The sequence below is a fragment of the Pseudonocardia ammonioxydans genome (assembly GCF_900115005.1).
Classification (GTDB): domain Bacteria; phylum Actinomycetota; class Actinomycetes; order Mycobacteriales; family Pseudonocardiaceae; genus Pseudonocardia; species Pseudonocardia ammonioxydans.
Genome location: NZ_FOUY01000029.1, coordinates 17,174 through 37,831, shown reverse-complemented (window position 1 = coordinate 37,831; position 20,658 = coordinate 17,174). Strand labels below are relative to the sequence as shown.

The 20,658-nt window shown below is 74.5% G+C and carries 17 protein-coding genes; 11 read left to right on the top strand and 6 right to left on the bottom strand.

The window, feature by feature from the left end:
• Positions 1-63 precede the first annotated feature (63 nt).
• The gene (locus tag BM093_RS23915) at positions 64-1,110 is read left to right on the top strand and encodes a fatty acid desaturase family protein (protein WP_093349955.1); all 1,047 of its coding nucleotides are present in this window, start codon (positions 64-66) and stop codon (positions 1,108-1,110) included.
• A gap of 52 nt (positions 1,111-1,162) precedes the next feature.
• Here BM093_RS23915 and BM093_RS23910 read toward each other — a convergent pair whose 3' ends face one another.
• On the bottom strand, positions 1,163-1,579 hold the full coding sequence (locus tag BM093_RS23910) for a nuclear transport factor 2 family protein (protein ID WP_245773755.1): 417 nt from the start codon (positions 1,577-1,579) through the stop codon (positions 1,163-1,165).
• Between the two features lie 148 nt (positions 1,580-1,727).
• Between BM093_RS23910 and BM093_RS23905 the strand changes: the two genes are divergently transcribed.
• Positions 1,728-2,594, top strand: a complete 867-nt coding sequence (locus BM093_RS23905; protein ID WP_342743037.1) for a helix-turn-helix domain-containing protein — start codon at positions 1,728-1,730, stop codon at positions 2,592-2,594.
• Here BM093_RS23905 and BM093_RS23900 read toward each other — a convergent pair.
• Complete coding sequence (locus BM093_RS23900; RefSeq protein WP_093349739.1) at positions 2,534-3,715, bottom strand: acyl-CoA dehydrogenase family protein; 1,182 nt, start codon at positions 3,713-3,715, stop codon at positions 2,534-2,536. The two genes, BM093_RS23905 and BM093_RS23900, sit on opposite strands and share 61 nt — an antisense overlap.
• A gap of 316 nt (positions 3,716-4,031) precedes the next feature.
• Here BM093_RS23900 and BM093_RS23895 point away from each other — a divergent pair, with 316 nt between their 5' ends.
• From BM093_RS23895 to BM093_RS23855, 9 genes are all read left to right on the top strand, one after another.
• Complete coding sequence (locus tag BM093_RS23895) at positions 4,032-6,005, top strand: TIGR03960 family B12-binding radical SAM protein (RefSeq protein ID WP_093349735.1); 1,974 nt, start codon at positions 4,032-4,034, stop codon at positions 6,003-6,005.
• Positions 5,998-6,543 (top strand): GNAT family N-acetyltransferase, encoded by a 546-nt coding sequence (locus tag BM093_RS23890; protein WP_093349944.1) that lies wholly within the window; start codon positions 5,998-6,000, stop codon positions 6,541-6,543. The genes BM093_RS23895 and BM093_RS23890 overlap by 8 nt, the downstream gene beginning before the upstream one ends.
• A gap of 78 nt (positions 6,544-6,621) precedes the next feature.
• A complete protein-coding gene (locus BM093_RS23885) occupies positions 6,622-7,437 on the top strand; it encodes a TIGR03936 family radical SAM-associated protein (RefSeq protein ID WP_177238663.1) in 816 nt (271 codons plus the stop codon).
• A 171-nt stretch (positions 7,438-7,608) separates the two neighbouring features.
• Positions 7,609-11,379: a translation initiation factor IF-2 N-terminal domain-containing protein gene (locus BM093_RS23880; protein ID WP_093349730.1), complete on the top strand. Its 3,771-nt coding sequence runs from the start codon at positions 7,609-7,611 to the stop codon at positions 11,377-11,379.
• A gap of 164 nt (positions 11,380-11,543) precedes the next feature.
• Entirely contained in the window at positions 11,544-11,849 is a 306-nt protein-coding gene (rplU, locus tag BM093_RS23875) for a 50S ribosomal protein L21 (protein ID WP_093349725.1), read from the top strand.
• 11 nt (positions 11,850-11,860) lie between these two features.
• The gene (gene rpmA / locus BM093_RS23870) at positions 11,861-12,118 is read left to right on the top strand and encodes a 50S ribosomal protein L27 (RefSeq protein WP_093349721.1); all 258 of its coding nucleotides are present in this window, start codon (positions 11,861-11,863) and stop codon (positions 12,116-12,118) included.
• A gap of 98 nt (positions 12,119-12,216) precedes the next feature.
• On the top strand, positions 12,217-13,716 hold the full coding sequence (gene obgE / locus BM093_RS23865; protein ID WP_093349716.1) for a GTPase ObgE: 1,500 nt from the start codon (positions 12,217-12,219) through the stop codon (positions 13,714-13,716).
• Positions 13,717-13,720: 4 nt separating this feature from the next.
• Positions 13,721-14,836 carry a glutamate 5-kinase gene (proB, locus tag BM093_RS23860; protein ID WP_093349711.1) on the top strand — a complete coding sequence of 372 codons (1,116 nt, stop codon included), beginning with the start codon at positions 13,721-13,723 and terminating at the stop codon, positions 14,834-14,836.
• A gap of 59 nt (positions 14,837-14,895) precedes the next feature.
• The gene (locus tag BM093_RS23855) at positions 14,896-16,155 is read left to right on the top strand and encodes a methyltransferase domain-containing protein (protein WP_093349706.1); all 1,260 of its coding nucleotides are present in this window, start codon (positions 14,896-14,898) and stop codon (positions 16,153-16,155) included.
• On the opposite strand, the gene BM093_RS23850 is transcribed toward BM093_RS23855, so the two are convergent.
• The 4 genes from BM093_RS23850 to BM093_RS23835 all read right to left on the bottom strand — a co-directional run bounded on the left by BM093_RS23850 (position 16,152) and on the right by BM093_RS23835 (position 20,594).
• On the bottom strand, positions 16,152-16,550 hold the full coding sequence (locus BM093_RS23850) for a nitroreductase family deazaflavin-dependent oxidoreductase (protein WP_093349938.1): 399 nt from the start codon (positions 16,548-16,550) through the stop codon (positions 16,152-16,154). The genes BM093_RS23855 and BM093_RS23850 overlap by 4 nt on opposite strands.
• Positions 16,551-16,595: 45 nt before the next feature.
• Positions 16,596-17,618, bottom strand: a complete 1,023-nt coding sequence (locus BM093_RS23845; RefSeq protein WP_093349701.1) for an ABC transporter substrate-binding protein — start codon at positions 17,616-17,618, stop codon at positions 16,596-16,598.
• A gap of 57 nt (positions 17,619-17,675) precedes the next feature.
• The gene (locus tag BM093_RS23840; RefSeq protein ID WP_093349697.1) at positions 17,676-19,775 is read right to left on the bottom strand and encodes a RecQ family ATP-dependent DNA helicase; all 2,100 of its coding nucleotides are present in this window, start codon (positions 19,773-19,775) and stop codon (positions 17,676-17,678) included.
• An 81-nt stretch (positions 19,776-19,856) separates the two neighbouring features.
• Positions 19,857-20,594: a TetR/AcrR family transcriptional regulator gene (locus tag BM093_RS23835; RefSeq protein ID WP_218162909.1), complete on the bottom strand. Its 738-nt coding sequence runs from the start codon at positions 20,592-20,594 to the stop codon at positions 19,857-19,859.
• Positions 20,595-20,658 lie beyond the last annotated feature (64 nt).

The following is a 20,658-nucleotide window of genomic DNA, read 5'->3' as shown; positions in this document are numbered from 1 at the left end:
CAGCGCCCGGCGCTCGAGCTCGTCCCCTCCAGCCGGCGCGCGGACGTCGCCGCCACGACGAACCTGACCGCCGAGCAGATCGAGGAGCTCGGTCGCCGGCTCGACGCGATCCGCGACCGGATCCTCGCCGAGCGGGGCGCCTGCGACGCCGCCTACATCCGGAACGTGATCGGCAAGCAGCGCGCGCTCGAGGTCGGCGGCCGCGCGCTGCTGTTCGCCGGTGTGCTGCCGCCCGCCTGGATCGCGGGCACCGCCATGCTCTCGATCGCCAAGATCCTCGAGAACATGGAGATCGGGCACAACGTCATGCACGGCCAGTGGGACTGGATGCGCGATCCGAAGATCCACTCGTCGACCTGGGAGTGGGACAACGTCTCGTCCTCGGCCGAGTGGCGGCACTCGCACAACTACATGCACCACACCTACACCAACGTCGTCGGCAAGGACCGCGACGTCGGCTACGGGATCCTGCGGCTGTCCGAGGAGCAGCGGTGGAACCCGTACTACCTGGGCAACCCGATCTACAACGTCCTGCTCTCGCTGTTCTTCGAGTACGGGGTCGCCCTGCACGACCTGGAGGTCGAGAAGGTCGTCGCGGGGGAGAAGCCGCTGTCGCGGGTGTGGCAGCAGCTGAAGTCGATCGGCCGCAAGGCCGGACGGCAGGCGTTCAAGGACTACCTGGCGTTCCCGGCGCTGGCCGGACCGTTCTTCCTGCCGGTGCTGGCCGGCAACCTCACCGCGAACCTCGTGCGCAACGTCTGGTCGCACGCGGTGATCTTCTGTGGGCACTTCCCGACCGGGGCGGTGCAGTTCGCCCCGGAGCAGCTCGAGGACGAGAGCCGCGGCGAGTGGTACGTCCGGCAGCTGCTGGGGTCGGCGAACCTGGACGGCGGCCGGTACTTCCACCTGATGACCGGGCAGCTGAGCTTCCAGATCGAGCACCACCTGTTCCCGGACCTGCCCAGCAACCGCTACGCCGAGATCGCGCCCGAGGTGCGGGCGCTGTGCGCGGAGTACGGGCTGGAGTACACCAGCGGGCCGCTGTGGAAGCAGTACCTGCAGGTCCTCGGGACGATCAACCGGCTGGCGCTGCCGAACGGGAGGCGCTGACCCGGCACCGGTCGCCCGCCGGTCCCGGCCCGGGGACCGGCGGGCCGGGTGGTCACGCCGCGGGCATCCGGTCGAGGAACCCGTGCACCTGGTCGATCCGGCCGTCGGGGTCGACCACGACCACGTCGAACCCGATCACCGGTGGCTCGGCGCCGTCCGCCCACACCGCCGGCGGGGCGGCACCCCAGCGGAACCGGGCGCGGTCGTGGTGGGCGTCGACGTCGCCGAGGACGCGGAACTCGCAGCCCGCCAGCGTCTCCTGGGCGGCGCCGAGGAAACCGTCGACACCGTCGTGGCCGGTGACGTCGGCGAGCGGGTCGACGTAGCGGGAGCCGGAGCTGAACAGGTCGGCGACCAGCCGCTTGCGGGCGGCCGGGTCGGTCTCGTTGAACGCGGCGACATAACGCTCGGCGAGGGCGGTGAAGTCGGTCCCGGTCGTCGTCTCGGTCCTGGTCGTCATCTCGGTCATGGGGGCGCTCCTTCGTGGTGGTCGGCAGGGGCGGACCGCTCCGACACTGCTGCCCCGGGAGCGCCGGCGCGATGACCCGTGAGGTAACCGGCGCCCGTTACCTCGGAGGTAGTCGTCGTACCTCCCAGCGGTCGCTAGCGTGGGCGCCGTGACCAGCGCGAACATCCGGGCCTCCCGCAACGCCGGGCCGGGGGAGATGCTGCGGTTCTGGCGGGGCCGCCGCCGGCGCAGCCAGATGGACCTGGCGCTCGCCGCCGGCGTCTCCACCCGGCACCTGAGCTTCGTCGAGACCGGGCGCTCCGGGGCCAGCCGCGAGCTGCTCGGGGCGCTGGCCGAGGAACTGGAGATCCCGCTGCGGGAGCGCAACGCGCTGCTGCTCGCGGCGGGCTACGCCCCCGCCTACGCCGAGCGCCCGCTCGACGACCCGAGCCTGGCGCCGATCCGCGGGGCCCTCGAGCAGCTGGTCGCCGCGCACGAGCCGTACCCGGCGCTGGTCGTCGACCGCTGGGGCGACGTCGCGCTGGCCGGCGCGACCGTGGGGGCGCTGCTGGACGGCCTGGACCCGGCCGCGCTCGGTCCCCCGGTCAACGTCTACCGGGTGTGCCTGCACCCGGGCGGGCTCGCCCCGCGCATCCGCAACCTCGCGCAGTGGCGCGAGCACCTGCTGCACCGCCTCGAACGCCAGGTCCGGGTCACCGCGGACGGGCGGCTCACCGCGCTGCTCACCGAGTGCCGCGGCTACCCCGGCCCGCCGGCGGACACGGTGACCGCCCTCCCGTCGGCGGCCGCGGACGTGCTGCTCCCGCTGCTGCTCGACAGCCCGGCCGGCCCGCTGGCGTTCCACTCGACGATGACGACGTTCGGTGCGCCGCACGACGTGACCCTCGCCGAGCTGGCGCTGGAGACGTTCCTGCCCGCCGACGACACCACCCGCGCGGCGCTGCAGGTCCTCGCTCAGGAGGCGGCGACCCCGGGGGCCAGCGACAGCACCGGCACGGTCCCGTTGAGCACGTAGTCGCCGACCACCTGCTGCTTGTAGACGATCGGGTTGTGCACCGACAGCGTGCGCGCGTTGCGCCAGTGCCGGTCCAGCGCCCGGGCGGTGTCCACGGTCGAGGCGCCACCGACCTCGAACAGCTCCGAGGTCGCGTCCAGCACCAGCTGCGGGACCGTCGACTGGGCCCGGTAGACGTCGAGCTCGGCGGTCGGCCCGTGCTCCGGGTCGGCGACGGCCCGCTCCAGCGAGGCGGCCGCGGCGTCCACGGTCGCCGCGACGGTGAAGGCCGCGGCGTCGACCCGCCCGACGACCTGCTGGACCAGCGGGTCGTCCTTGGGCAGGTCGGCGTTGCCGTAGGGCCAGTTCCGCTTGCGGTCGCGGACGTAGGCCGCGGCGTCGGCGGCCGCGCGGCGCGCGATGCCCGCCAGCGTCGCGAGCAGCACGAGCTGCAGGAACCCCTGCCGGACGGGCACGTGCACGTCGACCGGAGCCGGCCGCACCTGCGCCGGGTCGACCTCGACCCCGCTGAACCGGGTGGTGCCGCTGGCGGTGAGCTTCTGGCCGAAGCCCTGCCAGTCGTCGACCAGCTCGACGCCGGGCGCGTCGGTGCGGACGAGCACCGTCACCCGGTGGCCGTCCGGGTCGAGCGCGACGACGTCGATCAGGTCGGCGTAGAGGGCGCCGGTGCAGTAGAACTTCTCGCCGTCGATCAGCAGCCGGTCACCCTCGCGGCGCAGCGCCGTGGTGGCGGAGTTGCGGGCGACCCCGCCGCGCTCGGAGATCGCGTTGCCGACCAGCCGGCCCGCGGCCACCTCGGTGAGGCGGTCCCGGGCGACGGTGTCCTCGGGGCCCGCGCCCAGCCACAGCTCGGTGAAGGCGAAGTGCGTGCGCAGGGCCTGCGGGACGTTCGGGTCGGCCGCGGCCAGCTCCACCAGCAGCGAGAACAGCTGGCGCAGCGAGGCGCCGGAGCCGCCGTCGGCGACGGGCAGGCGCACCGCGCCGAAACCCGCGTCGCGCAGGGCGGCGATCTCCTTGTCGGGCAGGCGGCGGTGCAGCTCGCGCTCCACCGCGCCCGCGGCGATCTCGTCGAACAGCGGGCGGAACCGGGCGTGCAGCTCGGCGTCGGTCACGGTGCTCACAGTGCTCCCGGGGTGTGCGAGGGGTGGGGCCCGCCCGGGCGCGCGGCGCGGACGGGTGCGAGAGAACGGGGGGAGGGACGCTCAGCGGGCCGGACAGCCCGTCCGGCACAGGTCGGACCGCGTCCGGCACAGATCGATGTGGCGCCGGGACACGAGCAGGCACGGGTGCGCGCAACGCGCGGTGGCCATGGCCGTCCCCCCGGATGTCGTGATCACGCCCAGGGTAGGGGAGACCGGCGACGTCGCACCGTGAGCCGCACCTCAGCACCACCACCCGGCGGGGCGCGCGTATCCGACGGGGCTACCCTGGTTCAGCGTGGCACCCACCTCCGTCTTCCCTGCCCTGGAGCCGATCCTGCCCCGTGTCTCCAAGCCGGTGCAGTACGTCGGCGGTGAGGGGAACTCGCAGGTCAAGCCGTGGGACTCCGCGGCCGTCCGGTGGGCCCTGCTCTACCCGGACGCCTACGAGGTCGGCCTGCCCAACCAGGGCGTCCAGATCCTCTACGAGGTCCTCAACGAGCGGGACGACGCGCTGGCCGAGCGCTGCTACACGGTCTGGCCCGACCTCGAGCAGCTGATGCGCGAGGGCGGGGTGCCGGCGTTCACCGTCGACGCGCACCGCCCGGTCGGTGCCTTCGACGTGCTCGGCGTGAGCTTCTCCACCGAGCTCGGCTACACCAACCTGCTCACCACGCTCGACCTGGCCGGGACCCCGCTGCACGCGTGCGACCGCGACGAGACCCACCCGGTCGTCGTCGCCGGCGGGCACGCCGCCTTCAACCCGGAGCCGGTCGCCGACTTCGTCGACGTCGCCGCGCTGGGCGACGGCGAGGAGGTCGTCGGGGACATCACTGACGTCGTGCGGGACTGGAAGGCCGAGGGGCGCCCGGGCGGCCGTCGTGAGCTGCTGCTGCGCCTGGCCGGGACCCCCGGCTGCTACGTGCCGGCGCTCTACGACGTGCGCTACGCCGACGACGGCACCATCGCAGCCGTCACCCCGGCCGACGAGCGGGTCCCCGCGACGGTGCAGAAGCGCACCACGATCGAGCTCGACGAGTGGCCGTACCCGAAACAGCCGCTGGTGCCGCTGGCCGAGACGGTGCACGAGCGGGCGTCGGTGGAGATCTTCCGCGGCTGCACCCGCGGCTGCCGGTTCTGCCAGGCCGGGATGATCACCCGGCCGGTGCGGGAGCGGTCGCTGCAGGGGGTCGGCGAGATGGTCGACGCCTCGGTGCGTGCCTCCGGGTTCGACGAGGTCGGCCTGCTGTCGCTGTCCTCGGCCGACCACTCCGAGATCGCCGACATCACCAAGGGCCTGGCCGACCGCTACGAGGGCACCAACACCTCGCTGTCGCTGCCGAGCACCCGGGTGGACGCGTTCAACATCGACCTGGCCAACGAGATCTCCCGCAACGGTCGTCGCTCCGGGCTGACCTTCGCGCCCGAGGGCGGCTCCGAGCGGATCCGCCGCGTGATCAACAAGATGGTCTCCGAGGACGACCTCATCCGGACCTGCGCGGAGGCGTTCTCGCAGGGCTGGCGGCAGGTGAAGCTCTACTTCATGTGCGGGCTGCCCACCGAGACCGACGACGACGTCCTCGAGATCGCGGGAATGGCGTACCGGGTGATCGAGGCGGGACGGAAGGCGTCCGGGCGCAACGACGTCCGCTGCACCATCTCGATCGGCGGTTTCGTGCCGAAACCGCACACGCCGTTCCAGTGGGCCGCACAGTGCCACCCCGAGGTCGTCGACTCGCGGCTGCGCAAGCTGCGCGAGGCCGTCAACTCGAACCGGAAGATCGGCCGCAACATCGGCATGCGCTACCACGACGGCGAGCCCTCGCTGATCGAAGGACTGCTCGCCCGCGGTGACCGCCGGGTCGGCGGCGTGATCGAGCGGGTCTGGCGCGAGGGCGGCCGGTTCGACGGCTGGTCCGAGCACTTCTCCTACCAGCGCTGGGTCGACTGCGCGGCCGCGGAGCTGGAGCCGAAGGGTGTCTCGCTGGAGTGGTTCACCACCCGCGAGCGCCACGCCGACGAGCCGCTGCCCTGGGACCACCTCGACTCCGGGCTGGAGCGGGACTGGCTCTGGGAGGACTGGCAGGAGGCGCTGTCCGGGCGCGAGCAGGACGACTGCCGCTGGACCCCGTGCTTCGACTGCGGGGTCTGCCCGTCCACCGGGACCGACATCGAGGTCGGCCCCAGCGGCACCACGCTGCTGCCGCTCACCGTGGTCAATCCGACGGCGTCCGCCACCGGGTCGCTGCAGGGACCGGGTGCGGGTGCCTGAACAGAGCGGACTGTCCTCCATCCCCGACGTCGACGACCGGCCGGGCGGCTCGGCCTGGGAGCACGCCGGCCGCCGGCTGCGGGTCCGGGTCGCCGACGAGCGCGACGTGGCGGCCCTGGCCCGGCTCCGCAGGCAGTGGCTCGAGGAGCGGGCAGGGAAGGCGGTCGCCGACCCCTCGTTCGAGGAGGCGTTCGCGGCCTGGTGGCGGGTCGAGCAGCCACGCCGGGCGTTCTGGATCGCCGAGGCGGGCAGCGACCGGGCCGGCTGGACCCCGATCGGGTCGATCAACGTGCTGGAGACCGTGCAGATGCCCCGCCCCGGCGGTCGCGGCGCCCGGACCGGACAGGTCGGGAACGCGTTCGTCCTGGCCGCTTTCGCCGAGGCCGGGGTGCCGCGGGCGTTGCTGTCGGCGGTCGTCGCGCACTCCCGCGAGCGCGGTCACCGGCGGTTGATGCTGGCGCCGACGGCGGGCAGCGCCGCCTTCTACCAGCGGGCCGGGTTCCGCCCGGCCGGGGACACGCTGCTCGTGCTCGGCTGAGCCGGTCGGTGGGTGCCGGTACGGCCACGGCGGCTCCCGGGAGTCCCGGCGATCGGGTGCGCTCCTAGACTCGGACCCATGGCACGCGTGAAGGCCGGAGCGGCGGCGAACCCGGCACCACCGACGGTGCAGCGGGTACGCCTGCGGTTCGCCAAGCGCGGCCGGCTGCGATTCCTGTCGCACCGTGACGTCGCCCGCAGCTTCGAGCGCGCGGTACGCCGTGCCGGTATCCCGGTGTCGCACTCGCACGGGTTCAGCCCGCACCCGCGGCTGTCCTGGGTCGGTGCCGCCCCCACCGGTGCGGCGAGCGAGGCCGAGTACGTCGAGATGGGGCTGACCCGCGAGGTCGACCCCGCGCTGGTGTGCGAGGCGATGGACCGGGCGCTGCCCGAGGGGCTGGACGTGCTCGAGGCCGTCGTCGCCGAGCCGCCCGCGCTGGCCGAGCGGATCGACGCGGGCCGGTGGCGTCTCGAGGTGCGCGGGCTGCCCCGTGCCGAGGTCGAGCGGGCCGTCGCCACGCTGCTCGCCCGCGACTCGGTCGTCGTGACACGTGTCACACCGTCGGGCCGCAAGGAGATCGACGTCCGGGCCGCGCTGGCCGGGCTGACCGTCGAACCCCAGGTGAGTGACGACGGGACCGGCACGGCGGCGGGTGTCGCGGGTTCCGGGGAGGCGGGCACCGACTGTGCGATACTGACGGCGGTCGTTCGGCAGACGACACCGACCGTTCGACCCGACGACGTGCTGGGCGCGCTCAGCGTTGTCGCAGACCTGACGCCGCCGGTACCGGTGACGGCCACCCGGTTGGCGCAGGGACTGCTCGACGACGGGGGCGACCTGGTGGACCCGCTCGGTGCGGTACCGGCGACCCGGGGCCGTCCGACCGGGACCTGACGCGGACGGCGCGATCGCCGCCGGAACGCCGTCGAGGCACCATCCCCGGAGATCCGGGGCAGCGACACCAGGTGTGCCGCACCGCGCACCCGCGCGTGCTGCGGAACGAGAACGCGCAAGGTCCCTGCGCGGCCGCCTCCCCCGTGAGGCGCCCGGGGGCGAAGGAGCTGAATGTCCGTGAACGACGCGCCCGCCGGCGGCACCGGCGGGCCCTCCGGTGAGCCCACCCCCATCCCGGATCTCCCGGAGAAGATGCGGGTCCATGCCCTGGCGAAGCTGCTCGGGCGCCCCAGCAAGGACGTCCTCGGGACGCTGTCCGCGCTCGGCCACGAGGTCCGCAGCGTCCAGTCCAACATCATCCGTGCGACGGCCGAGCAGGTCGCCGCGGCGCTGGCGCCCGCGGCCGCCGGTGCCGGGGGTCCCCAGCAGTCCGGCGTGAGCGCGGAGCCCGCGCCGTCGGGGGCCGAGCCCGATCCGGGGCTCGGCGATGCCCAGGCGCCGGTCGACGCGCCGGAGCCGGCCGAAGCCGAGACCGGGACCGGTACCGCCGCCCCGGCGGCCCCCTCCGGTGGCGCCCCCGCACGGCACGACCCGTTCGCCGGGAACACCGCGGGGCAGGGTGCCGCCGGTGCCCCGGCCGAGACGTCGTCGGCCGGGCTCGCGCCCGTCTTCGCGGTCCCGATGTTCCAGGCGCCGACCGCGCCGGCCGCGCCGGCCCGTCCGGCGGCCCCGTCCGCCGGGGCCGGCGAGGGCGACGACACCACGTCCGCGGACGGCGGTGGCCGCAGCGGCCGCAAGGGCCGGCGGAGGAGGCGCGACGAGGACCCCGCGTCCACCGAGCCCGCCACCGGCGGGTCCGGCGAGGAGCCGCAGGCCGGTTCCGGACAGCCGGCCGCCGCTGCCGACACCGCCGAGGGTGAGACGGCCACCGGGGGCAGCGACACCCGAGCCGGCACCAGCCGGGACAGCACCACCCGGGACAGCACCACCCGGGACAGCGAGGCCCGCGACGCCTCGGGAGAGCACGGCGCCGAGGGCGACGACTCCGCTGAGGGGTACGACGACGGCGACGACTCCGATGACGAGGGCAGCAGCCGCCGTCGCCGCCGCCGCGGCCGCCGCGGACGTGGCCGGGGCAAGGGCGGCGACGAGCAGGACTGCGACGCCGGCGAGGACTCCGGGGACACCGGGGACACCGACTCCGGGGGCTCCGACGGGTCGGACGAGAGCGGCTCGGACGAGACCGACGGCGACTCCGGGGACGACGAGCAGTCCTCGGCCGGGTCCCGGCGCCGGCGCCGTCGGCGCCGTCGTGGGGGCTCCGACGTCGACGAGCGGTCGGAGGACGACCCGCCGAACACCGTCACCAAGGTCCGCGAGGCCCGCGCCGAGTCCACCGACGACGGCGTCCAGGGCGTCCGCGGCTCGACCCGGCTCGAGGCCAAGCGCCAGCGCCGGCGGGACGGCCGGGACGCCGGGCGCCGCCGCCCGCCGATCCTGTCCGAGGCCGAGTTCCTGGCCCGCCGGGAGTCGGTCGACCGGCAGATGGTGATCCGCCAGCTGGCCGACCGCACCGAGATCGGGGTGCTGGAGGACGACGTCCTCGTCGAGCACTTCATCACCGGTGGCGGCACCGGCAGCGCGAGCATGGTCGGCAACATCTACCTCGGCCGCGTCCAGAACGTGCTGCCCTCGATGGAGGCGGCCTTCGTCGACATCGGCCGCGGCCGCAACGCGGTGCTCTACGCCGGCGAGGTCAACTGGGATGCCGCGGGCCTCAACGGCAAGGCTCGCAAGATCGAGCAGGCGCTGTCCTCCGGCGACCAGGTGCTGGTGCAGGTCACCAAGGACCCGGTCGGGCACAAGGGCGCCCGGCTGACCACCCAGATCTCCCTCGCCGGCCGGTTCCTGGTCTACGTGCCCTCCGGCGGCGCGGCCGGGATCTCCCGCAAGCTGCCCGACACCGAGCGCAAGCGGCTCAAGGAGATGCTCAAGGAGATCGTCCCGTCCGAGGCCGGGGTGATCATCCGGACGGCCTCCGAGGGGGTCTCGCACGAGGCGCTCGAGCGCGACGTCCGCCGGCTGCAGGCGCAGTGGGAGGTCGTCAAGGAGAAGTCGCAGAAGACCGGCCCGGGCGCGCCCAAGGCGCCGACGCTCCTGTACGAGGAGCCGGACATGCTGGTCAAGGTCGTGCGCGACCAGTTCAACGAGGACTTCTCGAAGCTGATCGTGTCCGGGGCCGACGCCTGGGACACCGTCTCCGGCTACGTCGAGCACGTGGCGCCGGAGCTGGTGGACCGCATGCACCGGCACACCGGGCCGTCCGACGTGTTCACCGAGTACCGGATCGACGAGCAGCTGCTCAAGGCGCTGGACCGCAAGGTGTGGCTGCCCTCGGGCGGCACCCTGGTGATCGACCGGACCGAGGCGATGACCGTCGTCGACGTCAACACCGGAAAGTTCACCGGCTCCGGGGGCAACCTCGAGGAGACCGTGACCCGCAACAACCTGGAGGCGGCCGAGGAGGTCGTCCGCCAGCTGCGGCTCCGCGACATCGGCGGGATCATCGTCGTCGACTTCATCGACATGGTCCTGGAGGCCAACCGGGACCTGGTGCTGCGCCGGCTCACCGAGTGCCTGGCCCGTGACCGCACCCGCCACCAGGTGGCCGAGGTGACGTCGCTGGGTCTGGTGCAGATGACCCGCAAGCGGGTCGGTGGCGGGCTGCTGGAGCACTTCTCCACCCAGTGCGAGCACTGCCGGGGCCGGGGCGTGATCGTCTCGACCGACCCGGCGGCGGATCACTCGCACGGCGGCAACGGCCGTGGCAACGGCAACGGCGACGGCAACAACGGCAACGGCAACGGCTCCAACGGTTCCCAGGGCAGCGACGGTGGCGGACGCCGCCGGCGTCGTCGTGGGAACGGCGGGGACTCCGGGGCGAACGGCGGCGGGAACACCGGCGCCGACCGCAGCGGGTCCGACCGCAGTGGGTCCGAACACAGTGGGTCCCAACACAGTGGCTCCGAGCGGAACGGTCACGCCGACCGTCCGGTGGACACCACCAGCGCCGTCGCCGGGGTGGCCGCGGTCGCCGCGGGCCGCAGCGCCAAGGGCGACGAGGCCGCGACCGCCGGCAGTCCCGCTGCCGACGCGCCGGCTCCGGCCGGGAACGCACCGGCCGCCGGGGCCGGGAAGCCGGGCGCCCCTGCCCCTGCCGCTGCGGACAACGCTGCTCCCGCCGCTGCGGACAACGCTGTCCCTGCCGCTGCGGACAACGCTGCCCCCGCCGCTGCGGACGGGGCTGCTCCCGCCGCTGCGGAGGAGACCGTTCCCGCCACGGCCGACAGCACGGTTCTCGACGCCGCGCCGGCACCCGAGCCGGGCGGCGACCCGGACACCGGGACCGCGGTGGCCGAGCCGGTCGGCGAGCTCACCGGCACGGCCGCCCCCGGCAGCGGAACCACCGCGTCCGGGACGGCGACCCCCGCGCCCGGCACGGTCGACCGGGCCCCGAGCGGATCGACCGGGCCCGCGCCGGACGCCCCGGCCGGTACCGCCGCGGCAGGCACCGGCGCCACCACCGGCACCGCTCCGACCGGTAGCGCCCCGAGCGGGGCCACCCAGCCCGGTGGCGCCGGCGCGGCGACGACCCCGGACACCCCGGCGGCGACGACCCCGGACACCCCGGCGGCACCGGCACCGCGCCGGCGCCGGGTCAGCCGGTCGGCCGGCTCCCCGCAGCGGGGTGTCGACCCGGTCGTCATCACCACCTCCGCGGCGGGGGAGACCACCCCGGCCGCGTCCCGGGACGAGGTGGCCGGTCCGGCCGGTGGTGCGGCTCCGGCCGTCCCCGCCCAGCCGGAGCCGGCCGCGTCCCGGCCCCGCCGTCCGCGCCGGGCGGCCTCCCGCCCGGCGGGCCCGCCCCAGGACGGGGGGTGAGTGCGGCCCCGCCAGCGGGGTCGCGTACCCTTGACCGACAGAAGCCAGGCCTCTGTGCTCAGATCTGGGGGCTCTGGCGTGCGCGCCGGTTCCCGGTGCGAGCTGTGGAGACCAGAGCGCGCTCCAGCGGAGTGCCCCCGATTTTCAGGAGTCGTGCGTCAGCGATGTACGCGATCGTCAAGACCGGCGGCAAGCAGTACAAGGTGGCCGTCGACGACGTGGTCACCGTCGAGAAGATCGACGGTGAGCCCGGCGCCGAGATCAGCCTGCCCGCCGTGCTGCTCGTCGACGGCGACCAGGTGACCACCGAAGCCACCGGCCTCACCTCCGCGGTGACCGCCACGGTCGTCGAGCACACGAAGGGTCCGAAGATCCGGATCCACAAGTTCAAGAACAAGACCGGGTACCACAAGCGTCAGGGCCACCGCCAGCCGCTGACGAAGGTCCAGGTCACCGCGATCGGCAAGTAAGGAGCCGCGTCATGGCAACGAAGAAGGGTGCGTCCAACTCCCGTAACGGCCGCGACTCCAACGCGAAGCGCCTCGGTGTGAAGCGTTTCGGCGGGCAGGCCGTCAACGCGGGTGAGATCCTGGTCCGCCAGCGCGGCACCGCCTTCCACCCGGGGGTCAACGTCGGCCGGGGTGGCGACGACACGCTGTTCGCCCTCGCCGCCGGGAGCGTGGCGTTCGGCACCAAGCGTGGTCGCAAGACCGTCAACATCGTGCCGGCCGAGGTCTGAGCGACCCGCGCCAGCAACAGTCAGCGCCGACGGCGGGTCACCCCACGGGTGGCCCGCCGTTCGTCGTCTGAGGACTCGAGATCGAGGAGGCACCGAGTATGTCCCGGTTCGTGGACCGCGTCGTGCTGCATGCGACCGCGGGGGCCGGGGGCAACGGCTGCGCCTCGGTGCATCGCGAGAAGTTCAAGCCGCTCGGCGGCCCCGACGGGGGCAACGGCGGACGGGGCGGCTCGGTCGTCCTCGTCGTCGACCCGGGCGTGCACACGCTGCTCGACTACCACCACCGCCCGCACGCCGTCGCGAAGAGCGGCACCCAGGGCCAGGGCTCGTTCAAGAACGGGGCGAACGCCCCCGACCTGGAGCTGCGCGTCCCCGACGGCACGGTGATCCTCGACGCCGACGGTGAGGTCGTCGCCGACCTGGTCGGCGGCGGTACCCGGTTCGTCGCGGCCCAGGGCGGCCGGGGTGGGCTCGGCAACGCCGCGCTCGCCTCCACCGCGCGCAAGGCGCCCGGCTTCGCGCTGCTCGGCGAGCCCGGCGAGGAGATCAACTACACTCTCGAGCTGCGTTCGCTGGCCGACGTCGGCCTGGTCGGCTTCCCGAGTGCGGGCAAGTCGTCGCTGGTCGCGGCGCTCTCCGCGGCCCGGCCGAAGATCGCGGACTACCCGTTCACGACGCTCGTCCCGCAGCTCGGTGTGGTCAGCGCGGGCGACGAGACGTTCACCGTGGCGGACGTTCCCGGGTTGATCCCGGGCGCGGCCGACGGCCGCGGCCTGGGGCTGGAGTTCCTCCGGCACATCGAGCGCTGCGCGGTCCTGGTGCACGTCGTGGACTGCGCGACGTTCGAGACCGACCGCGACCCGGTGTCCGACATCGAGGCGCTCGAGACCGAGCTCGCCCACTACGCCGACATGCTCGGCACCAGCGCGCTGGGCGAGCGGATCGACCAGCGGCCGCGGCTGATCGCCCTGAACAAGATCGACGTCCCGGACGCGGCCGATCTGGTGGACATGGTCCGCGAGGACCTCACCGAGCGGTTCGGCTGGCCGGTGCTCCCGATCTCCACCGCGGCCCGGACCGGGTTGCGGGAGCTGACGTTCGCCATCGCCGAGCGGGTCGCGGCGGCCCGCGCCGCGGAGCCCGTGGCCGAGCCGACCCGCACCGTGATCCGGCCGCGGGCGGTCGACGACACCGGCTTCACCATCGAGCAGGACACCGCGATCGAGGACGGGTTCGTCGTGCGCGGGGAGCGGCCCGAGCGCTGGATCCGGCAGACCAACTTCGACAACGACGAGGCCGTCGGCTACCTGGCCGACCGGCTCGCCCGGCTCGGGGTCGAGGAGGCGCTGGCGAAGGCCGGGGCCGTGCCGGGCTGCCCGGTCACGATCGGCGAGGTCACCTTCGACTGGGAGCCGTCCACACCGGCGGGCGTGGCGGCCCTGATGACCGGTCGCGGCAGCGACATCCGTCTGGAGCAGGACGGGCGGGTCGGCGCGGAGCAGCGCAAGCAGGACCGGGCGGCGCGCCGTGCGCACCTGTCCGACGCCGAGCTCGCGGCCGGGGCGCACTACGCCTCGGACCGCCGGCTCGACGAGTGACGGGATGAGTCCCACCAGATCCGCGATCGGCGCCGCCCGCCGGATCGTCGTCAAGGTCGGGTCGTCGTCGCTGACCAGCCTGACCGGCGGTCTCGACCCGGCCCGGCTCGACGCGCTGGTCGATGCGCTCATGGCCCGGCGCGAGGCCGGGAGCCAGGTCGTGCTCGTGTCGTCGGGTGCCATCGCGGCCGGGCTCGCACCGCTGCAGCTGCGCCGGCGTCCGCGGGACCTCGCCACCCAGCAGGCTGCGGCGTCGGTCGGCCAGCTGCTGCTGGCGCACGCGTACTCGGCGTCGTTCGCCCGGTACGGGCAGGGCATCGGCCAGGTGCTGCTCACCGCGGACGACATGATCCGCCGGTCCAACTACCGCAATGCCCAGCGCACCCTGGAACGGTTGCTGCAGCTCGGGTCGCTGCCGGTGGTGAACGAGAACGACACGGTCGCCACCGCCGAGATCCGGGTCGGCGACAACGACCGCCTCGCCGCGCTGGTCGCCCACATCGTGGGAGCGGACGCGCTGGTGCTGCTCTCCGACGTCGACGGCCTCTACGACGGCGACCCCCGTGACCCGGAGTCGTCGCTGGTCAGCGACGTGGACGATCCGGCGGAGCTGGCCGGGGTGAGCGTCACCCGGCCCGGCTCGGGCCTGGGCACCGGCGGGATGGCGACCAAGGTGACGGCGGCGGCGATGGCGTCCGCGGCCGGGATCCCGGTGCTGCTCACCTCGGCGGAGGAGGTCGCGGGCGCGGTCGATGCCGGAGCCGAGGGACCGAAGATCGGTACGGCGTTCCGGGCGTCCGGGCGCCGGATGAGCGCGCGCCGGTTCTGGCTGCGCCACGCCGCCGACGTCCGCGGTGCCCTCGACCTCGACGACGGCGCGGTGGAGGCCGTGCGCACCCGGCGCCGGTCGCTGCTCGCCGCCGGGGTGCACGGGGTGTCCGGGGAGTTCGTGGCCGGTGACGTGGTCGAGCTGCTGGCGCCGCACGGCCGGGCGGTCGCCCGCGGGGTCGTGTCCTACGACGCCACCGAGCTGCCCTCGATGATCGGCCGGCGGACCCGGGACCTGCCGCCCGAGCAGCGCCGCGAGCTCGTGCACGCCGACGACCTGGTCACGATGTAGCTCGTGCGTGGTTGTCGCGGCTCCCACCGCGATAACCACTCACGGGGCAGAATGCCGCCATGTCGACGGACTCGACTGCCCGCGCCCGGCTGGTCGCCGACCTGGTGCAGGAGGGCCGGGTGCGCAGTCCCCGGGTCCGCGCCGCGCTGGAGGAGGTCCCGCGGCACCTGTTCCTGCCCGAGCTCGACCCGGTGACCGCCTACGCCGACGAGGCCGTCCCCATCAAGAGCGACGGCGGCGTCACCGTCAGCTCGGTGTCCCAGCCGTCGATGGTGGCGATCATGCTGGAGCAACTGGACGTCGCCGCCGGGCACCACGTGCTCGAGATCGGTGCCGGAGCGGGCTGGAACGCGGGGCTGCTCGCGCACCTCGTCGGGCCGGACGGGGCGGTGACCACCGTCGACATCGACGCCGACCTGGTGGCCGGCGCCCGGGCGAACCTGGACGCGGCCGGGTTGGACGGGGTCGTCACCGTGACCGCGGACGGCGCCGTCGGCCACCCGCCGTCGGCGCCCTACGACCGGATCGAGCTCACCGTCGGGTCCACCGGGATCCGGCCGGAGTGGGTGGCGCAGCTCGCGCCCGGGGGCCGGCTACTGCTCCCGCTGACCGTGCGCGGCAGCCAGCTGTCGATCGCGTTCACCCGCACCGAGGCCGGTCGGCTCACCTCGACCTCGGTGCGCAGCTGCGCGTTCGTGCGGCTGCGCGGGGCGGGGGCAGCCCCGGGGGCGGAGGAGGCGGTGCTGCCCGGGGGCGGCTGGACGGTGCAGGCCGCCGTGCCGCAGGTCGACCCGGCCACGTTGCGGTCGCTGGAACGGGCGGTGCGCGAGCCCGGTACCGACCGGCCGTCCCCGGCGCCCGGCTCGGTATCGGACCTGTGGGACGGGCTGGGGCTGTGGTGCGCGCTGGCCGACCCGGCCGTCGTCCGCCTGTTCGGCCCGGCAGGGCCCGGACCGGCCGCAGCCCTGTTCCCGGTGGCCGGCGCGCGGGCGGGACTCGGCCTCACCGGCGACGACGGGTGCGCGGTGCTGCTGGCCGAGCCCGCGGCCACGATCCGGGCGTTCGGGCCCGGTGGGGACGCCGCCGCCGACCGGTTCGCCGCGCTCGTCGACGGCTGGCTGGCCGCCGGCAGCCCGCACGCTGCGGACCTGCGGATCGACGCGGTCGTGCCCGGGGTCGCCGGAGACGCCGCCCGCGGGTCTGCCGGGAACACCGGCGCCGGGCCGGCGGGCGACGGCGCGATCATCGACAGTGCCGGGACCCGGCTGACGGTGTCCTGGGCGAGCGGGGGAACGGCCCCGTCCCGGGACACGGCCTAGGGTTCGAGGTGCACCAGCGGGATCTCGCGGTCGGTGCTGCGCTGGTAGCCGGCGTAGTTCGTGTACTTCCCGGCGATCTGCGGCCACAGACGGGCGCGCTCCTCCGCCGAGGCGACCCGGGCCCGCATCGGGCGGCGCGGCCCGCCCTGCACGGCCACCTCGACCTCCGGTGTGGCCTGCAGGTTGTGGAACCACGCCGGGTGCCGGTCGTCGCCACCCCGGGAGGCGACGACGACGTAGCTGCCCCCGCCGTGCACCGGTGCGGTCAGCAGCACCGTGCGCGGTTCGCCGCTGCGCCGCCCGGTCGTCGTCAGCTCGACGACCGGCATCCCCATCGCCGAGTAGCCGACCTTCCCACCGGTAAGCCTGATCAGCAGCCGGTGGGCGGCGTTCATCGCCTTGAGCGCGAAGTCCGGTGGGTTCACCCCGCCGACCCTAGATCACGTACCGCCGGCCGCGACCTTCTCCAGCGACGGCCGCAGCTGGTCGACCAGCCACCCGGCCGAAACGACGTTCGGGGCCTGCAGCGCGACGGCCTGGTCGAGGGTCAGCGGCACGTAGGTGCCCTCCTGCACCGCCCGTACCCGCTGCACCAGCTCGTTGCTCTCGAAGGCGCTGCGGTCGCCGTCCCCGGCGAAGGTCATCAGCAGCAGGTCGGCCTCGGACAGCCGGCCCACCTCCTCGTAGGAGAGCCCGACGGTGCCGGGCGCCAGGTCGTCCGACGCCGGTGCGTCCGCGAACGACGGCGGCACCGTCAGGCCGAGCGCGCGCATGAACGCGGTCGACTGGTTCTGCTCGCCGACCACCATGGGCAGGATCTCACCCCGGGCCTGGCCGAACAGGTACGTCCGCCCGGCGAGGCCGGGCAGCTCCTCGCGGACGGCGGCGACCCGCGCGTCCGCCGCGGCGATCAGCTCCTCGACCTGCTCCTCCGCGCCGAGGGCCCGGCCGACCTGGCGGGCGTCCTCCTGCATGGAGGCGCCGTAGAGCGACTCGGCGAAGACCACCGTCGGCGCGACCGCGCTGAGCCGATCGTAGGTCGCGCGGTCGACGACCTGGTAGGCCGAGACGCCCAGGATCAGGTCCGGCTCGAACGCGGCGACCTGCTCCACGGACAGCTCGGCGTTCGGGTCCAGCGCCAGCACCTCGGGCGGCAGGGGCTCCAGGTAGGGCAGGACTGGGCCGGTGGCGGTCATGTTCTGCATGGCGCCGACGATCGGCGCGCCCACGGTCTGGGCGACGGCGAGGTCGTTGAGTCCGAGCGCGACCACCCGCTGCGGCTCGGCGGGCACGGTCGTCTCGCCGAAGGCGTGCGGAACCGTCACCGGGAACCGGCCGTCCCCCTCGGCGCCGGGCGCAGGCCCGCCGTCCGGCTCGGCCGGGGCTCCGCACCCGGCGAGTGCCAGCACGGCCACGAGCGCCGCGGCGAGAACGGGGAAGCGGCAGACCCGCGTGACACCCATCGGTCCTCCTCGATTCAAGGTAGGCAAACCTAACCGACCGATCGGGTGGGCGGTAGCTCACGCCACGACGGCGAGCGTGAGCGGCATCACCTCCGGTGCTCCGGCGAGCCGGACGGCGCGGGCCGCCACGGTCATCGTCCAGCCCGAGTCGACGAGGTCGTCGACGAGCAGCACCGGGCCGCCCACCTCCGACAGGTCGGGCAGCTCCGCGCTGCCCAGGCCCTGCCACACCGCGGCCAGCCGCTGGGCCGAGTTCTCCTTCGCGCCCGGCCGCTGGCCGACCGGCTCCAGCGTGCCGAGCAGCGGCAGCCGGCCGATCTCGGCGATCCGGCGGGTCAGGTGCCGCACCTGGTTCGGGCGGGTACGGGAGCCGATCCCGACGACCCCGACCGGGCGCCGCTCCCAGCCCCAGCCGGCCAGTACCCGCACGAGCGCGTCGAGCACGTCGGCCGGGACCGGGTCGTCGGCGCCGGACAGCAGCTCGCGCAGCCGGGTACCCCAGCCGATGTCGGACAGCCGCCCGATGGCCCGGCCGGGCGCGGCCTGCTCGCCGGGCGGGATCCGGCCGGACAGCCCGACGCCGATCTCCTTCATCCCGGACGGCCACATCCGGCGCGGCGCGATCTCGACCCCGGGCCGGGTGAGACGTTCCTGAGCCGCCTGCTCGCCATCGGCCGGGACATCACCGGTCCAGACGGTGCCGGTGCAGGTGTCGCAGCGCCCGCACGGGGTCGGGTCGGGGTCGTCGAGCTGGCGCCGCAGGAACACCAGGCGGCACTCGTCGGTCGCGATGTAGTCGAGCATCGCGGCCTGCTCGGCCCGGCGTGCCTCGTTCACCCGCTGGTGCCGCTCGGTGTCGTAGACCCACTCGGCGCCGGTCGCGATCCAGCCGCCCTTGACCCGCTTCGCCGCACCGTCGGCGTCGAGCACCTTCAGCAGCATCTCCAGCCGGGTCCGGGACAGGTCCACCCGGGTCTCGATCGACGCCGTCGACTGCGGGTGCTCGGAGAGCACGGCGAGGGTCTGGCGGACCAGCGGCTCGGGCGGGAACGCCAGCGAGGCGAAGTACGCCCAGATGTCGCGGTCCTCCCGGCCCGGCAGCAGCACCACCTCGGCCCGCTCCAGCGCGCGCCCGGCGCGCCCGATCTGCTGGTAGTAGGCCACCGGCGAGGCGGGAGCGCCCAGGTGCACCACGAAGCCCAGGTCCGGCTTGTCGAAGCCCATGCCCAGCGCGGACGTCGCCACCAGCGCCTTCACCCGGTTCTCCAGCAGGTCCGACTCGGCGGACAGCCGCTGCTCCGGGTCGGTCTTGCCGGAGTAGGAGCGCACCGCGAACCCGCGCTCGGTGAGGAACTCGGCCACCTCCTCGGCGGCCTGCACGGTGAGGGAGTAGACGATCCCGGCACCGGGCAGCTCACCGAGCCGGGCCGCGAGCCAGGCCAGCCGCCGGGCCGGTGTCGGCAGCTGCACCACCGCCAGCCGCAGCGACTCGCGGTCCAGCGAGCCGCGCAGCACCAGGGTGTCCTGCTGGTCGCGCCCCATGCCGAGCTGCTCGGACACGTCGGTGACGACCCGGTCGTTGGCCGTCGCCGTGGTGGCCAGCACCGGGATCCCCGGCGGCAGCTCCGCGATCAGTGTGCGCAGCCTGCGGTAGTCGGGCCGGAAGTCGTGGCCCCAGTCGGACACGCAGTGCGCCTCGTCGACCACCAGCATCCCAGCGCTCGCCGCGAGCTTCGGCAGCACCCGGTCCCGGAAATCGGGGTTGTTGAGCCGTTCCGGGCTGACCAGCAGCACGTCGACGTCGCCGTTCTCGATGTCGGCGTAGACCGCGTCCCACTCGTCGGCGTTGGCCGAGTTCACCGTGACCGCGACGATCCCGGACCGGATCGCCGCGTCGATCTGGTTGCGCATCAGCGCGAGCAGCGGGGAGACGATGACCGTGGGTCCCGCGCCCTGCTCGCGCAGCAGCGCGGTCGCCACGAAGTAGACGGCGGACTTGCCCCAGCCGGTGCGCTGCACGACCAGCGCGCGGCGGTGCTGTGCGACGAGGGCCTCGATCGCCGTCCACTGGTCCTCGCGCAACCGGGCGCCCTCGCCGGCGAGCTGTTCCAGGACGGCCTCGGCACGCTCGCGCAGGTCTGTCGATGCGGTGGTCACGTTCCCATGGTGGCGCCGACCCCTGACAGTCTCGCGGCGGCCCGGCCCGCCGGTGCGGCGGCGTCCGCTGCGCAGTCCTCGTCAGGCCGTGCGGCTGCGCACGAACACCTCCACGCCGTCGAGCACGATCCCGAGCCCGAAGTCGATCTCGGCGTCGGTGCCGGCGGGCGTCCGGGGACCGTCCCCGGCGCCGGTCAGCGCCGCGGCGAGCTCGGGGAAGTCCCCGGGTGCGGCCAGGTGGCGCAGCACCGTCTCGAAGTCGTGCACCGGGTGCGCCGTGTCGCTCTCGGCAGCCCGGACGGTCTCGACCTGCACCCGTGCCTCCGCCAGCACGTGCTGGGCGAGCAGGCCGACCACCGCCAGCTTCTCCTCGCCGGTCAGCCGCACCTCGCGCAGCACCACGAACGCCTCCTCGAGCCAGCGCATCCGGTGCGGACCGGGCTGCAGCACGGCCAGCGGCAGGTCCAGGAACCACGGCCGGGCGAGCACCGCGTCGATCTGGGCGCGCGTCCATGCCGCCAGCCCGGAGCGCCAGTCACCGGCGTGCCCGGGCATCACCAGGTCCGCGGCGAGCCGGTCGGCCAGCAGGGCCAGCAGCTCGTCCTTGCTCTCCACGTGCCGGTAGAGCGCCATCGCGGTGTAGCCGAGCGAGTCCGCGACCCGGGCCATCGACACCGCGGCCAGTCCCTCGGCGTCGGCGAGCTCCGCGGCCGCCGTCACGATCCGCTCCGCGCTCAGCGACGCCTTCGGCCCACGGCGGGGCCGCTCGGGCCGTCCCCAGAGCCGGCGCAGGGCCGGCGGGACCTCCTGCTCGTCCACGCCGCTCATCCTCCCCGCCCGCTCCGCCGGGATCGCACGGTGTCCGCCGCAGTCAGTTAATGCT

Bases quoted from the DNA above. Each gene is read 5' to 3' on its own strand.
- BM093_RS23910 (WP_245773755.1), bottom strand. From the start codon at position 1,579: ATGACCGAGATGACGACCAGGACCGAGACGACGACCGGGACCGACTTC.
- BM093_RS23885 (WP_177238663.1), top strand. From the start codon at position 6,622: ATGGCACGCGTGAAGGCCGGAGCGGCGGCGAACCCGGCACCACCGACG.
- BM093_RS23880 (WP_093349730.1), top strand. From the start codon at position 7,609: ATGTCCGTGAACGACGCGCCCGCCGGCGGCACCGGCGGGCCCTCCGGT.
- rplU (WP_093349725.1), top strand. From the start codon at position 11,544: ATGTACGCGATCGTCAAGACCGGCGGCAAGCAGTACAAGGTGGCCGTC.
- rpmA (WP_093349721.1), top strand. From the start codon at position 11,861: ATGGCAACGAAGAAGGGTGCGTCCAACTCCCGTAACGGCCGCGACTCC.
- obgE (WP_093349716.1), top strand. From the start codon at position 12,217: ATGTCCCGGTTCGTGGACCGCGTCGTGCTGCATGCGACCGCGGGGGCC.
- proB (WP_093349711.1), top strand. From the start codon at position 13,721: ATGAGTCCCACCAGATCCGCGATCGGCGCCGCCCGCCGGATCGTCGTC.
- BM093_RS23855 (WP_093349706.1), top strand. From the start codon at position 14,896: ATGTCGACGGACTCGACTGCCCGCGCCCGGCTGGTCGCCGACCTGGTG.
- BM093_RS23850 (WP_093349938.1), bottom strand. From the start codon at position 16,550: ATGAACGCCGCCCACCGGCTGCTGATCAGGCTTACCGGTGGGAAGGTC.
- BM093_RS23845 (WP_093349701.1), bottom strand. From the start codon at position 17,618: ATGGGTGTCACGCGGGTCTGCCGCTTCCCCGTTCTCGCCGCGGCGCTC.